Here is a 16,051-nt window from a genome sequence, read left to right as displayed (position 1 = left end):
TCAAAACACCCAGTTGAAGCCGACGTTGTACGTACGGCCCGCTTCTACGTAATCCTTCTGGAATGCCTCGGCCCGACCGCGCGTCGCCCAATATAGATGCTCCTCAGTCAGGTTCGTGACCTCGACGAACATGCGCACCTTCTGTTGAGCGAACAGTTTGCTCAGCGAGAAATCCACGAATGTCGTCGGCTGGATGTATTTGTCGACGCCGTTGCCGCGCGGATCTTCGATGTACTCTCCCGTGTGTTGAATCGACAGTCGCGTCTCCCAGCCGGCCTTCTCGTAGAAGCCGATCACGTTCCACATGCGATCCGGCGCGTTGACGAACGAGGGTCGATCGGTGCGCCAGGCAGCCGCAGCATCGCCTTCGCTGTCCTGGAGCGTGATATTCGCGACCAGGCCAAGCCCATCGAAGGGTTCGGGAAGGAAGCGGAAACGCTGCGTGTAGCCTAGCTCCAGGCCGGTAAGCTCGGCGCTGTCGAGATTCTTCGGCTCGCTGATCTGCACACCCTGGTCATCGGTTACGTCGCGCTCGAGGCTCGCATCCACGACCAGGAAATCTTTGATGCGCTTGTGATAGAGCGCCGCCGAGAGCATGCCATCCTTGTCGTTCAGGTAGTACTCGTAGCTGAGATCGAAGTTGAGCGCACGCTGCGGATCGAGCTTCAGGTTACTGCGATTGACCGAGGCAAGGCGCACACCGGTCACATTGCCGCCAGCATCGCGCAGCACTTCGTAACCGAACTGCTCGCCGCCCGCGATATAGCTGTATTCCGGCCGCGTGAAGCTGGTCCACACCGCACCGCGCACAATCGTGTTGTCGTTGGCAAACCAGCTCAGATGCAGGCTCGGCAGCACGTTGTTGTACGAGTGCGTTTGCGAGACGTAGCCATTGTTCGGAAGCTGTCCGGGCGGTAGCGCGGCGAGCGCATCCTGTGGCAGATCGACCTGGCGATACGTCGTGCTCTGTAGCTCCGTGCGCTCGGCGCGCACGCCACCGATCACTTCCACATCTCCGAAGCGCCACGTGCCCATCAGATACGCGGCCGTGACGTCCTCCTCCAATTGAACGCGCGAATCCGAGCTGATCGCCTGCGCGTCGAAGCCGCAGGTACCGTTATCGTTCACGAAGATCGAGGCGTCACAACTGCGAATCGCATTGACGACGCCGCGTGCGGACAGCACGTTGCCGAAGCCATGCCCACCGCTGTACTCGCCATCGAAGAACTCGCTGTAATTGCGGCCGGCGAGGCCGCTCTGCGCAAGCGTCAATCCGTCGATCGCATCCAACGAGGCGAGCGTGCCCGAGCGCGAGTCGCGTTCCGACGTTGTGTACTTCCCGCCAAACTTCACTGATTGGAACGCGCCTGCGTCGAAGGCACGCGTCACGTTGAACTGTACCGTCTGCTGCTCGTTCTCCGATTGCTCGCTCTCCGCCCAGGCGCCGCCGATCGGGTAGTTCGACAGATCGTACAGGCCCGCGAAACCCGCCTGATTGAATTGCCATTGCGGATAGCGCGGATCGGGGAAGCTGAAGGGGATGCCGCGGTTGCCGAGCCACGGGGTTGACTGCCTGAACCCGGCGTCGAGGCCGTAAATTTCAGGAATTTCCGATTCGGCGCGTGCGTATGCGACATCGTAGTCGACCAACCAGGCACCGAACCTGTTCTCGCCCCCGATCGAGAAGGTGCTCTGCGTCTCCTCCTCGACACCGTACTCCACGCCGCGCCCGAGCCGCACACCTTCTGGATCCCAGGTGCCGGAGCGACCGATCATGCTGTAGAAGCCATTGCCCGTGCGGTCTGCGTCGGTGATGCGGCCGTCGCCGTCGGCATCGACGATGTCTGCCGTCGTGAATCCGTAGATGCGACCGAGCGTGGCATCCTGCCCGATCACCATGCTGAGGGGGTTGGCGAGATCGGTGCGATTGGGGTCGGTCTGAACCAGCCTCGCCGAGCTATGCGTGCGAACGTCGAAGTAGTTGTGCGTCTCCTCATCCCGATAGCGGTTGTGCTGGCCGCGAACGTGGAATGAGTTGTCGTCGCCATACTTGAGATCGATGGAGACGTTCGCGCCGTAGCGCTCGAGCTCGTTCTCGAACAGGTCGAGTCCCAGGCCCTGCATCATGTAGGACTTCGAGTCGATGTACTCGTTGCCATCCGGCACCCACAGGTACGGCATCCAGTCGCCTTCGTTTTCGGTCTCTTCCGCAACTGATTTGCGCGAGCCGTAGTACGCACCAACATACACACCGAGGTTGTCGCCGAACAGATTCGACGCTGCGACCGAGACCGTATTGCCGTGGCGCCCCGAGCGCTCGTGATACGCGCCATCAACCGATGTGCTCATGTGTGCACCGTCATAGTCGAAGGCGTTCGGCAGTTCGATGTTGACTGCGCCGCCGAGCGCATCGCCGTCCATGTCCGGTGTCAGGGTCTTGCTCACCTCGATCGATTTCACGCCATCGGGCGGCAGCACCTGCATGCGCATCGCGCGGTTGCTCCCGGACTGGCCCATGCGCACTCCATTGATGCTGTAACTGTTGAGCGTCGCATCCAGACCGCGAATCGACAGATATGCGCCCTCGCCCGTCTGCTGATCGCGAATCACGTTCAAGCCCGGCAGGCGCGCCGCGGACTCAGCGACATTGCTCTCGGGCAGCTTGCCGAGCGCGTCGCTGCCAATCACATCCGAAATCTGCTTGTTCTCGCGCTTGCGATCGATGGCGCGCTCCTGCTGCACCCCCGCACCGTACACGACGATTTCGTCGATCGGACCTGAAGGGAGATTCGCCGCCGCAGAACGACCCTGCTCGGCCGTTTCGGCGGCTGGGAGCGTCGTGTCCTGCCCCAGCGCGCGCTGGGCGGGTACCAAGCCGAGTGCGGCAAATGCAAGCGAGGTCGAGACGGCGTAGCAAAGAACCGAGGGCTGCATGGCGAGCTCCGAGTATGCAAAGGAATGCGGTCGAGGACGCGCATTGAAGCCAAGTTCTGTGACACCCGTATTAACTGGACTAGACCAGTTTTCTCAAGCCGGGTGCGTCTGTCGCCGCCCTGGTGCTACGGACCGGGTCATCTCGTTACAATGGGCGTCCACCCTTTCGGAGAACCGAATGCAAAAGAAGGATGCGAATCGCGCGCGGCGCCCTTCCCTGCGAGACATTCTGGCGCGACGGATCGAAACAGGAGATCTGCAGCCGGGCAGCCAGCTCGCCTCGGAGCGCGAGCTGAGCGAGGAATGTGGCATGACGCGGGTCACCGTTCGCGAAGCACTCCAGCAGCTCGAAACCGAAGGCCTCGTGTATCGAATGAATCGCCGCGGCTGGTTCGTCGCCGCCCGGCGCCTCGACTACGATCCCGTGGAAGATGCAGGGTTCATGCGCAACGTGAGCCGACAGGGGCGCACCCCCAAAACCGAAACGCTGCTCAAGGAGAAGTTGCAAGCAAGCCCCTGGCTCGCCAGCCATCTCGGCGTTCGCGTGGGTACAGCGGTGTTCCGCCTGCAGCGCCGACGCTGCATCGACGAACGCCCGGTTCTGATCGAGGACATCTTCTTGATCGCGCAACGCTACCCGGGTTTGTTGAAGGCCGACCTGGACGGCTCGTTGAGCGAAGTGCTCGCGCAGCGCTACGGTGTGCGCACGCACCGCTCACGGATCGTCCTCACCTCCACCGCGCTCCTCGGCCCGCAAGCAGATGCGCTCTGGGTGGCTTCCGGCACGCCAGGCCTGCTGCTCACTCGCACCGCCCGCGATTCGCACGGCCAGGTAGTCGAGTTCGATCAGGAGTATTGGCGTCACGACGTGCTCAACATCGCGCTCACAACGAGCATCTCAGGCGAATGAGCACCGATGAGCGCTCGTCCATGAATGAAGCAGATCAATTGCTGTCTGCGGGCTATTGCCACCTTCCGGGAGCGATCCAAGGCAGCGACCTGGCGCAACTTGATGCGGAAACCAACGCTCTCGCACAGCGCGCTACGAATATCTTACGCAGCATCCGCGACCAGGCCTGCTCCTACGCCGAGTATTACCAGCGAAGCGGCGAGAGGTTCATCGCCGTTGCCGAGTCTGGCAACCCGCTGCAAACCTGCCGGTACGAGTACATCAAGGGAAGCTCTGCGCTGTTTCGAGACAGCATCATTCCCACATGTCAGGCGCGTCTGGAAGCGATCACCCACCGGCGGTTCTCGCTGCTTAAAGACAAATGCAACATGAAGAGTCCCGGCGGCGGAGCGTTCACCGCACACCAGGACATCCTCGCCTACGTGGATTTCGGCCCGACTTTGCACGTGACCGCAGCCTTGTTCGTCGATCCTGCCACACCGGAGAACGGCGCCCTGCAGTTCTCATCGAACTACCTGGAGCTGCATTCGCCGCTCCTGCAGTGGCGCGATACCGAGCTTGGCAGGTTTCCCATCTTTCCCATCTACCAGGGCGGCGCCAGCAACGGACGCATCCTTGCCGAACTCGAGGAGCAGCTCACGTGGAAAACCGTGTGCGCCGAGCCAGGCGATGTTCTGCTGTTCAACTCATACGTTCCTCATCGCTCAGACACCAACCGGTCGAAACGCACGCGCCGGGCATTCTTTTTTACCTTCAATCTCGCGCCGGCCGGAGATCACTACGAGGAGTACTACAGGAGCAAGCGCGCCGATTTCGGCAACCCGCGATTCCATATCGCCACTCCGACTTCTCACAGCACGGCAGCGCGCTGAGCCGCGCTGCCCTCGGAGCCATTCTCACGAGGCGACTGGGAGTTCCCGCCGCCCGGCTCGAGACGACAAGTGCTGCTGGAAGTACCACGCCGAATATGCAACCAGCAGCACGCCAAGGATGCTGAGCAACCATGAGCTCTGGATCATGAAACGGACCCAGCTGAGCTCGACATCGAGGAACTGCTTGTAGAGCAAAATGCCGACGCTCCCCGCATATCCCATGGAGTCGGCCAGATAGATGAGGAACCCTGCATTCGCCTTGTCGTTCACGGCAGCGATCATGCGATCGAACAGCAGGCAGTTGAATGGTATGTAGGCCAGATAGATGCCTGTCGAATGCAGGATCATCCAGGTTTCGCTGCCGAGATAGTCATGCTCGAACATCAGGGTGCTGAAACCGAGAACCACGATCCCGAACAGAACGAGGGCGTGATTGGTCAACAGGGCCCGCAGGTTGTCCCTCACGAACATCACCATTGCGAGCGGAATCAACACGAGAATCGATGTCCACAGCGCCGTCGTGGAAAATACGCTGGGCGTATCGCCGAAACCGAGACCGGCCCAGATTTCCGCGGAGAAGTTGTCGCTGAAATCTCGCATCCCGGTGAGCAGCATATAGACCAGGATCAGCGCCACGAGACCAGGCATGTAGCGCAGGAAAAACCGCTTGCGATCGTCTGCAGTCATCGGCACTCGCTCGTTGCGCTCTCGCCGGTCCGCTGCAGAGGGCGCTGGAACCTTCGAAAGCAGGTACACACCGAGCAGCAGCAGCGGCGTGAACAGGAAGCCCGTCACGGCCGGCATCCACAGCTCGCTCACGCCTCTTTCGATGACCAACCATTTTCCGACGCTCTTGACCACCCCGGATGACAGTACGAAACTGACGCTCAACCCGGCGCCGAGCACCTCCGAAACCCGACGCCCTTCGAGAAAGCTGAAGACCAGCCCCCAGATCATCCCGAGCGGCAGGCCGTTCAAGAACAGCGCAACGGGTTTCCAGCTCGCCGGCATGACGGCAAACAGGACCAGCGCAACCTGCGAGCACATCACCAGCGCCACGATGGCGGCCGCTCTTCGTGCGTGCGCCATCTCGGAGATGACCTTGATGCCTATGAACTTGGAAAGAGCGTAGCCGATGACCTGCGCGATGACGATCGCCGTCTTGAAGTCCACATCGTGCCACCAGCCATCGACGTGCTCGAAACTCGCCACCGCGAACGTCTTGCGAAAGGCGTACATCGAGAAATAGGTGAGAAACGCGGCCGAGGTCGCGTACAGAGTGAAACCGAGCAAGCGCAGCTGGGAGAGTCGCTGAGGGCGGCTCATGGTGGCGAGGCACTCTGGATGGAGGGTATTCCAGCACCTTACGCACCCAATGTGGCAGTTCCATGACTGGACTAGACCACTTCACGCGACAGACGCGATGCCGGCTGCAATCAGGTTCGCCTTTGGATCAGGAACCGGATGCAGTATGCTCCGCGCTCCATGTGGTATAGACCAATGAGCCAGACGACCAGCATCACCAACGTCATCGCGCGGATCGAGTCAATGTTCACGACGTACGGTCACGAGACCTACGGCGAAGACTGCACGCAACTTCAGCACGCACAGCAATGCGGGACCCTGGCGCTTGAGCGAGGACTCGACGAGGAGCTCGCTCTCGCCGCGTTCCTGCACGACATCGGGCACTTCATCGCCCGCGACAAGGCTCTGGACGCGGTCGATGCCTATGGCTACTCGAGGCACAGCGACCTCGGCGCCGATTTTCTGGAGCAGCACGGGTTCTCCGCCAGGATCGTGGAAGTCATTCGGGAGCACGTACGCGCGAAGCGCTATCTTTGCGCCGTCAGCAAGGGATATGCAGAAAGGCTGTCGCATGCAAGTCGCGTCACACTCGCGCAACAAGGCGGCCCCATGACAGCCGCTGAGTCGGCTGCATACCGACGACGACCCAACCTTGCAGACATCATCCAATTGCGGCAACTCGATGACGCCGGGAAGCTTCCTGACATGCAGTGCCCTCCTCTGACGTTCTGGCTTCGCCTCGCCCGGGAACAGCTCGAGGCTTCAGCAGCAGCAGACGCATCGACCCGCTCGGCCCGACCCAGCGCGCGCATCGAATAGATGACTGTGCGCGGGCGGCCCGTCAACCTTCCCAAGTCAGCCGGTCGATACTCCAAGCAGCTGGCGTAGCGCCAGTCATCTTGCGGAACGCCCGACCAAGGTGCACCGCGTCTGCAAAGCCGGTCGCTTGAGCAACATCCGCCAGACCGCCACTGGCGTTCAACATCAGGTTAGACCTCTTCTCCGAGGGCGTACTTGCGCACAGCGGCATCAACATGCTCCACCTCTCGGCCACGGCCGACATGTAGGACCAGGTACCGATCAAAGTCATGAAAGTCGAAGTTTGTATGCAGGACAAAGAAGAAGCCCACATCGTCTGCTGATTCGTTCTCGTGCCAAGTTGTCATGACGTGGACTTCGTCTAGCGCCTCGTCTGGGTCATCCATGTGGTTCTTCACGAACTCGCTGTCGACGGCATCGTGCCAGTCCTTGCAACGCACGCCACCACAAACAGCGTACCGGCAACCACCCTCGAGGAGAGCACGCGCCAAAGCGGACCGCTCTTCGGCGCCAAACCGGCTTCCATGATACCAAATGAGGCAGGGGAACAGCGCCCCTGGGAATGGCGACGCGAACTCGTCGGGCCGCTCGATCTCGACCGATATGTATATTCTTCCTTGGGATTCGGCTATCACTCGCATCGGAGTTTTGTTGGGCCGGGTCACCTCATGCCTCTGAGCTCAGCATAGTAGTCCCTAACGACCACGAAGATTGTCTTCGATGATTCGACTTTGCATACCGCATCTACATGCGCTAACAAGTCCGGCACCTTCGGTATGGCAACAGTGGGTTCGCCTGCGGCGACTTTCTCTATGTTAATCGCGCTCATATACCCCTGAATCCAAGACGCGAATACGTTGTCAATGTCGGAGGTTTTCAAGGACCGCCCTTCCTTCCAGTCCTTGCAACCGAGCACTCCGATGCCCGCCGCTATATGCCTTGGTTCCTCTTCGGCTGCCTGTCCGAGCGGCGTTATTGCGATAGTCAGCATGATCGCTAACATTCCATCTTTCACAACTATCTCCAACCATTAGAAAACTTTGACATGCGCAGCCCGCCGCTAGCGATGGATCTGCCATCGCCGGCTGAGGTTGGTCCTCCCACGCCTTGAATCTTTCGACCTGGTGTATACGCGCTCGGAAGTCATGCTTGTCAGCCGACATGTTGCAGCCAAGAGAACCTGCTGCCGTCGGCCCATGCGCCCATGACCGTCCCATCTTCATATACCTTCAATCTTGTGGATGGCGCAGGAGGGGACGAGTGCACGCCAGAAGGATAGATGGTTACTGCCACAAGTGCGTACTGTCTTCCGTCCTCATCGTTTTCGATCTCAAGCACGTCAGTGTGTGCTTGCCACCATCGCTCTGATGCTTCATTGCATTCAGCGTAGTCGTGCAGCTGCTCGCCGGAATCGAACCGCTCCTTCCAATCTGCGAAGGAAAGCAGACGATACTTTGCGATCAACGCATCGAGAGACTGGAACAGGAACGTGATGTCAGTCATGTCGGCTAGCCCCATCCCATCAGCCGCACGGGTCCGCGCAGCGCACGAACCCAGCTGGACGTTAGATCACGCCAATGCAGCCCCGGAACGCTCTTTCAACCTTCACCCTGATGAATGCCCAACCTCGCCCCCGCGTAGTACCAAAGTGGAGTGACCGTTGGCGTAATGGGCTTTCCAGTGTCGAGATCGATAAACTTTGTAAGCATCAGAAGAAAGTCCAGCGGCCACTGATTGGGCCCGGTTTCACTCGCCGGATCGTTGAACCAGAATATTCCTTCCTGCTTCGCTTCGTCGTACTCCGCGCCAGAAATGACCAATGCGTGATTGGACTTCCAGGAGAATTGCGTGGTGAACACTCCGCAGAACAGAGGGCCCAATCGCTCCAACGTGGTCGCGAGATCCGCAGCAGAGCATTTTTCCGGACCGAACATGGTGAGCGGCACGGGAGCAAACTTGTAATTTTTCAGCTTGGTTAGCTCGTCGGGAGACAAGCCCCCTGCTGGCGACTTGAAAATAAGCTTCAATCGCTTGAGCAGAATGTCGATCGAATCGTTCTCCCCCAGCCGCCGATGATAATGCTTGATCATTTTTATCGCCCACCACCAGCAGTTTTTGCCGTCCTGTTGCATGTGGGGGATGACATATCTCGACATTCCTTGCCTCCAAGCGCTGCTCGACGATTCGACTTGTCTTGATAAGGTCGACTACCGCTCGGAGGTTACCCATGATGTTGCGAGATTGAAGCGATCAAGTCCTCATTCTGATTCATCGACAGTTGCACCACGCTGATCGTGTCACGCCACCGTCACTTCCGCAGCGGGTAACGAGCGATCCGTGAGCCGTTGAACGTGCCCACCCAAATCTCATTGCCGACCAAGATTGCGGCGGAGGCGCCGCCGAACGAGCGGCTGCCGGGCTCATCGAGCAACGGCTCGACCGACAGAGAACGGGGGTCGACTGCGATGACTTTGAAACCCACTTCGCAAGTCGGGAGCTTCGTGCAGGCAAAGATGTCTGCCGGCATTGCCGCCTGGCCCGCGATCAGCAGCCTGCCGTCGTCGGTGGCGCGAATGTTATCGGGATGGACTGCGCCCAGCTCCACAGCCTGGTGAGTGTATGGCATCTCGCCGAGCGAGACCACGTGGAGCTTGCGGTCGCCCCAGCCCGTTACAAACAATCGCTTGCCATCCTCCGAGAGGGCGACGCCATTGTTGGCGGAGAACTGCGTACCGGGAACTTCCGACCAGCCTTGCCCGGGCGCCCACTTCGCGACGAATCCACTGATGCCGCCGGCCAGCGCCTTTTGATAGGTCTCAGGGTCAGTTCGGATTCCAAAGCTGGTGACCATGAATCCGCCGCCGGACACAGGCGCCACGGAATTCGGCATGACGGCGCGCGGCACGACGACGCAGCCTTTCCAGATCAGCTCAGGCCGCTCCCCGCTCACATCCAGATCGAAGATCTCGACCGATTCCCGACCGTTGTGATTCACGGCATACAGTTCATGCTTCGATCCCGTCCCGTAGCGAATGGCAATGCCGTGGGCCGCGAACTCATCTTTGCCGGGCGCGCCGGGGCATTCGGAGTAGATCGGCGCCGTCGCTCCCCTGAAATCAGGTGCCATGGGACTGGCGGCGCCGCTGCGAGCGTCGATGAGATAGAAGCCGCCCTGGGTCGGTGGATCAGTCACTCGGCCGGCAATCACCCACGCGGTGTCACGGACGGCCACCAGATCTTCCGCGTTCCGTACATTGCAAATATATGCAGCGCGCTCGTCCGATGGACAGTCGGAGACGTCGGCGGCGTTGCTGGGCAACGCCGCGCCGGTGAGCGAAATCATCCATACCAACGCGGACGCAGTGCTCGACAAGGCCTTCATGTTTCGCTCCTCCGAGATGAGCCCGCTCGCCTACTTTGCGCACCCAAAACTATGGGCGCCTGGCGCGATCGGCCGTCGGAGCGAACACGGCCGCAAGTTCGTCCCCCTCGTACCACAAAGGCCGACGCGACCCATTCGCCGCGCCTGCGACGACCGCGTATATATATTGCCCCCATCGCTGCGCCACGTCCCAGCGTAATGGCAGCGTCATATCGTCAGAGGGCTGGTGGTAGTGATGAGACTCGTACTCGTCCCACGCCGCTACATCTTCGCCGCCGCCCCTGCTACTTCCCCGGGCCGGATTCGGGAACAGCACCGGAATACCGACACGTAGAAACGGATACTGATCGCTCAGCGCCAGATTGCCGCGACCGGGAATTGGATCAGGCTCGTGGATCGCGCCGATGGATCGAGCGGCCGCGAGAGATACCTCACCCAGCGTGGAATGCTCGGCGCCTAACGCGACGATACCTGCGAAGTCGTGGAACGCCATGAGACCATCCACACTGACGACGCCGACGATTCTGTCGAGTGGAACTAGAGGACGGGCGACGAAATAGTCGGAGCCGAGCAGCCCTTTCTCCTCCGCCGCGGTGGCGAGGAACAGCACCGAACGTTTCGCTCCGCCGCCGGCCTTCAACACTCGCGCGACCTCCAACATCGCCGCGATGCCGCCTGCGTTGTCCACGGCGCCGTTGTAGATAGTATCCGGCCCCGTTTTGGGTCCGACCCAAGTGTCCAGATGCGAGACGACCACTATATATTCGTCTTTGAGTCTGGCATCCGTACCGGGCAGCACGCCAATGACATTCGAGCTCGATGTGTCTTCGTGGACCGATCTTCGAGCTAATCGTATCGATGCCGGTAGATCGAAGCCGCGCGGAGAGGACGAAATCGACTGCTCATAGATCTCATCGAGGTTGCGACCTCCTTGAGCAAACAACGAGCGCGCCACCTCTGGCCCCAGAGTGATGGTCGCCTTGATCAGCGACGTGTTCTCACGCTGCGCCGGATCGGTCCATCCGAACGCAGGCAAAGGTCGAGCCTGTCGTGCTCGCTCCCACGGCGAGAACCGCTCACGCTCCGGCGTTTTGAGCGTCAACAGAGCGACTGCGCCGGCTTCGGCCGCCATGCGTTCCTTTTGCTGAATCCAGCTATAGTGCGCGCGCAGCGCACCGGGAAAGTTGGCGGGCGCGCCCTCCAGAATCACGACGGCTTTGCCCTTCACGTTCAGTCCCGCGAAATCGTCGTGCCGTAGCCCCGGAGCTCTGATGCCCCAGCCCGCGAAAACCACGTCCGCTTCGACCACTTCGTCGAGCGTATAGGCGCTGGCATCTACCGCGATGTCTTTCCCGTTCTGATAAAGCTGCGAACCACTCTTCGTTCGCATCTCGAAGCGCACGCCGTCGGGCTGCAGCGAACGGCGACGCAGCGGCACCTTCTGATAGAAATCCGAGTTCGCGCCCGCAGGCTTCAGCCCGTGTAGCGCAAACTGCGTGGCCACATACGCCGCCGCGATGTCATAGCCTCGCGTTCCCGCTTCTCTACCTTCCAGCAGATCATCAGCAAGAAAGGCCGTGTGCGCTTTGATCGCCGCGCCGGAGACCGCCATGGCTTCGGCCAGTACTGTCTGCGCGCCTAACCCGAATGTGATTGCGAGAACTGCATGAAGCCCGGCGCGGTGACGCACGTCATCGATTCCTTTTCGTGTGGATTAGAGCTCCCTAGTTTTGCATACGCGCAAGCCACGCTCGCGCACTAACGGCCAACTGCATGTAAATGCGCAATCGGCGCGCAAGCGCTTGCAAGTGGAGTAAGTTGTCGGTCCGCGACGAACAAACGTAGGCAGTGCTGGGTGCCTGCGCTTACTTGACATTATCGCCTACCTTCTAGCGGCTACAATCAGGCCCGAATCACGACTCCGGCGACAGGCTCATCCGCAGATTGGTCGCCGACTCGACCGCCGCTCGCGAGAACAGCAGTGGGATGTACTGCCCTTCCGCCCACAGTGGGAACAGGTCGCGATAGTGAGGACTATGGGGATCGCCGGATTGCCCGGGCGTATTGATTGCGCGGCTATTGTCCCATTCGCCCACGTCCAACACCATTCGCCAGGAAGCGCCGGACGTGACGTTGAACGTGCGCGAATCATACGACGCCGCGTGCGGGCTCTGCCCCGAACCGCCCAAGGCCAGCGAGCCGATGCTGAATTGCTCGCGGGACGCGGCATGGCCCATGGCTGCGAACGGATGTTGAAAGGCGGCGCGATGGATCTTGCCCCACGCCCACTGACGCATGTCAGGCCCCAGCAAACGTTCGACATCCTTCAGTGCATCGCTTAGCGAGGACAGTAGCAGGCGCTCGCGTTGTGCCTTGTCTCTCGATGTTTCCAAATAGTCGACGATCCCTCCTAAGTTACCCGAACCGATGATGGCGCTGGCCTTGGGTGCAACGGCCTCGACCACGGTGCGTCCCAGATGGCGCGACGTCCAGACTTGGTAGAGCGCGGCGCCGGCACTATCGCGCGAATCGTTCTTGTCCCATTCTCGAAGCAAAGTCACAGCAGCCTTGAGGCTCGAGTCAGTCGGGGATACGCCTGCCAGCAGTCCGGTCAGCCGTTCGGCCAGGTAGTTGTGATCATCCATCTGCAGAGCCATGGAATCCTGCAGAGTGAGCTTGGCCTTGGCCGCCAATACCGACTGGATGCGGTTGGCACGCGAGCCATCGGCAAACTCAAAACCCAGCTTGCGTTGCGCATTCGGATAATCCGCGGGCATGTTCATCTCGTTCGCCGTCGCTACGAAGCCGTTGGCCGGGTTGAGCTGGCTGGGCAGTTTATCCAGCGGCTGGAAGCCACTCCATTCGTAACGCCCATCGCCTGGAACCGGCATCAGTCCATCCCAATTCGGACGCACTGGAGCAAGCCCTGCGACCTGCCAGCCGATGTTGCCGTCGGTGTCCGCGTAGACGAAGTTCAACGTCGGGGTTGCCCAGCGTGACAGTGCCTCGCCGAAATCCTTCCAGTTGGCGCCGGTGTTATAGATCCTGGACGCCAGATAGGCGGAGGTGCCCGGCTCCGACCACACACTGCGCACCGCATAGGCGCGATGGTTGTTTGGATCCGTGTACGTCACCGGTCCATGGCGAGTGAACTTCAACTGCACCTGTCGCGGCGCCTCCCCCTTCACTTCAACTGTCTCAGTAACGATTCGCATGTCCTCCCATCGATCCTTGTAACGGTATTGGTTGGGATGGGCGGGATGGGTCTGGTAAACGTAGAGGTCTTCCTGATCGATGGCGAAGATGGTGTAACCGAAGGCGATCTTTCCGTTGTGACCGGAAGCGATGCCCGGAATGAAAGGTTCGTTCGCTCCTATCGCGGAGTAGCCCGGCGCATTGATGTGCGAGATGTACCGCAGGGCGGGGACGGTATATTGCCGGTGTGGATCGTTCGCGAGGATCGGGCGCCCGGTCGCTGTCTTCGATGGAGCGATGGCCCAATTGTTCGAACCATTGCGGTTGAAGTCGCCGGTCTCCGCAAAGAAGTTGAAATCGCTGTCCAAGGCCGCGACCTTGCCATCAGGGCTCAGCGTCACCTCGTTCAGCGCAGTCCTGTAGTCGCGCAGCGCATCGGCGGGAATCGAACAGGGATCGAGTCCAGCGGGAACCTTGGTCGACGACGACGCCGACAGCGGCGCGCGCAGCTTGTCTGCGGCCAGCCCGGCCGCGCACGCAACCTGTGCACGCTTCAATTCGGAGCCGACATTGCGCGTGAGGGCGTGAGAGCGAACTCTCACGATGTCGACAGGCTCCCACGTGTCTGGCTGCGTACCGACCAGCTTGAACTCTTCGGGTAACGGCTGTTTGCCAGCGCGTACTTCTGCAACGTAGGCGTTGATGCCCGCGACAAATGCCTTGGCATCGCTCCGGGCCTCGGGCCCATAACTCGCCCATTCGCGCTCCAAGTCTCCGTGATAGGCGAACAGACGCGCTGCCCGATCGCGCTCGACCATGGCAGGGCCGAAATCCTTGGCCAACTTTCCCAGGCGATGTTTGCGCAGGAAATCGATTTGCCACAGCCGGTCGCGAGCGGCTATGTATCCTTGCGTGAAGAACATGTCTCGTCGCGAGCTCGCATAGATGTGCGGCACGCCCCAGAAATCTATGAGCACCTCAACGGGCGACTGTAGCCCAGCAACGGAGCGATTCTCCTGGCGCACCGCTGTCGAGCTTGACATAGCTGGGATCGCTTGCAGTAACGCGCTTCCGGTAAAGATGAGCAGTACCGAGGTCCGCAACATGGTTCTTCGCCCCTACTCAATTGAGAATCCGGCTGTGCCGTTTTGGATCTTTCATGAGCGCCGATGCCACGAATGCTGTGGCCAGCAACGCGGACAGCACGAGATAGAAGCCGCTTTCGTTGCCTCTGTGCTTGAACCAGAGCGCGCCGCTCTCGGCATTGCCGCTGAAGAAGGCCGAGGCCACGGCGTATGGCAAACCCACGCCCAGGCTGCGCACATGCGCCGGGAAAAGCTCGGCCTTGAAGATCGCGCTCACCGCGGTGTACCCGCTGAGAATAATCAGCGGAATCGTGCACAGAGCCACGGCTTCCAGCGGCGTGGATGCCGTCAACAGCAACTTGTGGATGGGATAAGCCGCCGCCGCACCGAGCCCGAACGCGCCGACCAGCATCGCACGTCGGCCGATCGCATCGGACAGCCAGCCGGAGATCGGCTGCATGATCATGAAGGCTACCAATACAAACAACATGATCTGCGAGGCCTGATCTTTGCTGAACCCCTCACCCATCGGGCCAGCCGCGCTGTTGATCAGAAACTTCTGCATGTATGTGGTGTACACGTAAAAGGCGCAACTTCCTGCCGCCGATACCAGAAAGATGAAGGCAGTTTCCCTGGGATAGGTGCTGATCAGAGTCATTGCCGAGCCGCGCTCGGCCTGCCCCATCCTGGCCGCTCGGTACGATGCGGTTTCATCCATATCACGCCGCATCCACAACACCACGATGGCCAACAGCGCGCCTGCGACGAACGGGATTCGCCAGCCCCATGCCTGCAGTGCTTCCGGGCTCAGCAGAAGCTGGAGCAGCGACAGCAATCCCAATGCGAGCAGCTGCCCGCCAATGAGCGTTATATAAAGAACGCCGGACCACAATCCGCGATGTGATTCGCCCGCCATCTCGCTGATATAGGTGGCGGACGCGCCGTACTCGCCACCCAGGCTGAGTCCTTGAATGATCCGCGCAGTGGTCAGGAGGATCGGCGCGAAGATGCCGATCTCGGCATAGCCCGGGGTCAATGCGATCATCAGCGACCCGAAGCACATCATGACGATCGACAGCAACAGCCCGGCCTTGCGCCCTGCCCGATCGCAGTACCTGCCCATCAGCCAGGCCCCGAGCGGCCGAGCAATAAAGCCCACGCCGAACACCACCGCCGATTTCAGGAATTGGGTGGTCTGGTCCCCTTCGGGAAAGAACACCGAGGCGAAGTACACCGAGAAGGCGGCGTACGAGAACCAATCGAACCATTCAACCAGATTGCCGCCCGAGCCACCGAGCATGTTCTTCAGGCGCTGCCATGAAGACAATTCCTCCGGTGCCAGTGACGTTGCGACGGCGATCATTGAGCCCGAACCCTAGACCACCCCCTTCATCCGGCGGAAGTTGCGCGAATGGATGCTGTTGGTGACCGGCGAACACCGGCTGCGAGCCCGAGCATGAAAGATTCCAGCTGCGGTTTGACTCAGCGTAGCCTCCGGCATCATGGTGCTCACATGGTGGATGCCATCGTTGACCTTGCCCAACGGGTA

The 16,051-nt window shown here is 60.4% G+C and carries 13 protein-coding genes; 3 read left to right on the top strand and 10 right to left on the bottom strand.

Features of this window, described 5'->3' with window-relative positions:
• Window positions 1–2,934, bottom strand: a complete 2,934-nt coding sequence (locus JM946_RS24130) for a TonB-dependent receptor (RefSeq protein ID WP_203169945.1) — start codon at window positions 2,932–2,934, stop codon at window positions 1–3.
• Between the two features lie 178 nt (window positions 2,935–3,112).
• Between JM946_RS24130 and JM946_RS24125 the strand changes: the two genes are divergently transcribed.
• Window positions 3,113–3,844, top strand: a complete 732-nt coding sequence (locus tag JM946_RS24125) for a UTRA domain-containing protein (RefSeq protein WP_203169944.1) — start codon at window positions 3,113–3,115, stop codon at window positions 3,842–3,844.
• Between the two features lie 20 nt (window positions 3,845–3,864).
• Window positions 3,865–4,716, top strand: coding sequence for a phytanoyl-CoA dioxygenase family protein (locus JM946_RS24120; protein ID WP_203169943.1), 852 nt, complete (start codon window positions 3,865–3,867; stop codon window positions 4,714–4,716).
• Window positions 4,717–4,740: 24 nt separating this feature from the next.
• Here JM946_RS24120 and JM946_RS24115 read toward each other — a convergent pair whose 3' ends face one another.
• Complete coding sequence (locus tag JM946_RS24115) at window positions 4,741–6,042, bottom strand: DUF5690 family protein (protein WP_203169942.1); 1,302 nt, start codon at window positions 6,040–6,042, stop codon at window positions 4,741–4,743.
• A 174-nt stretch (window positions 6,043–6,216) separates the two neighbouring features.
• Between JM946_RS24115 and JM946_RS24110 the strand changes: the two genes are divergently transcribed.
• On the top strand, window positions 6,217–6,840 hold the full coding sequence (locus JM946_RS24110; RefSeq protein WP_203169941.1) for an HD domain-containing protein: 624 nt from the start codon (window positions 6,217–6,219) through the stop codon (window positions 6,838–6,840).
• Between the two features lie 170 nt (window positions 6,841–7,010).
• Here JM946_RS24110 and JM946_RS24105 read toward each other — a convergent pair whose 3' ends face one another.
• The 8 genes from JM946_RS24105 to JM946_RS24070 form a co-directional block, all read right to left on the bottom strand.
• Window positions 7,011–7,505, bottom strand: coding sequence for a DUF7684 family protein (locus JM946_RS24105; protein WP_203169940.1), 495 nt, complete (start codon window positions 7,503–7,505; stop codon window positions 7,011–7,013).
• Window positions 7,502–7,831, bottom strand: coding sequence for a hypothetical protein (locus JM946_RS24100; protein WP_203169939.1), 330 nt, complete (start codon window positions 7,829–7,831; stop codon window positions 7,502–7,504). Before JM946_RS24100 ends, JM946_RS24105 begins: the two co-directional genes overlap by 4 nt.
• Before the next feature lie 161 nt (window positions 7,832–7,992).
• On the bottom strand, window positions 7,993–8,343 hold the full coding sequence (locus tag JM946_RS24095; RefSeq protein ID WP_203169938.1) for a hypothetical protein: 351 nt from the start codon (window positions 8,341–8,343) through the stop codon (window positions 7,993–7,995).
• Window positions 8,344–8,438: 95 nt separating this feature from the next.
• On the bottom strand, window positions 8,439–8,996 hold the full coding sequence (locus tag JM946_RS24090) for a papain-like cysteine protease family protein (protein ID WP_203169937.1): 558 nt from the start codon (window positions 8,994–8,996) through the stop codon (window positions 8,439–8,441).
• A gap of 152 nt (window positions 8,997–9,148) precedes the next feature.
• Window positions 9,149–10,222 (bottom strand): SMP-30/gluconolactonase/LRE family protein, encoded by a 1,074-nt coding sequence (locus tag JM946_RS24085; protein WP_203169936.1) that lies wholly within the window; start codon window positions 10,220–10,222, stop codon window positions 9,149–9,151.
• Window positions 10,223–10,271: 49 nt separating this feature from the next.
• Window positions 10,272–11,834: a M28 family metallopeptidase gene (locus JM946_RS24080; RefSeq protein WP_218043094.1), complete on the bottom strand. Its 1,563-nt coding sequence runs from the start codon at window positions 11,832–11,834 to the stop codon at window positions 10,272–10,274.
• A gap of 301 nt (window positions 11,835–12,135) precedes the next feature.
• Window positions 12,136–14,460, bottom strand: a complete 2,325-nt coding sequence (locus tag JM946_RS24075) for a penicillin acylase family protein (RefSeq protein ID WP_203169934.1) — start codon at window positions 14,458–14,460, stop codon at window positions 12,136–12,138.
• 79 nt (window positions 14,461–14,539) lie between these two features.
• Window positions 14,540–15,865, bottom strand: coding sequence for an MFS transporter (locus JM946_RS24070; RefSeq protein ID WP_203169933.1), 1,326 nt, complete (start codon window positions 15,863–15,865; stop codon window positions 14,540–14,542).
• Window positions 15,866–16,051 lie beyond the last annotated feature (186 nt).

Origin of the sequence: Steroidobacter gossypii (assembly GCF_016801985.1) — a bacterium.
Classification (GTDB): Bacteria; Pseudomonadota; Gammaproteobacteria; order Steroidobacterales; family Steroidobacteraceae; genus Steroidobacter; species Steroidobacter gossypii.
The sequence above is the reverse complement of the archived record's forward strand: the minus strand, read 5'-3'. Positions and strand labels throughout refer to the sequence as shown.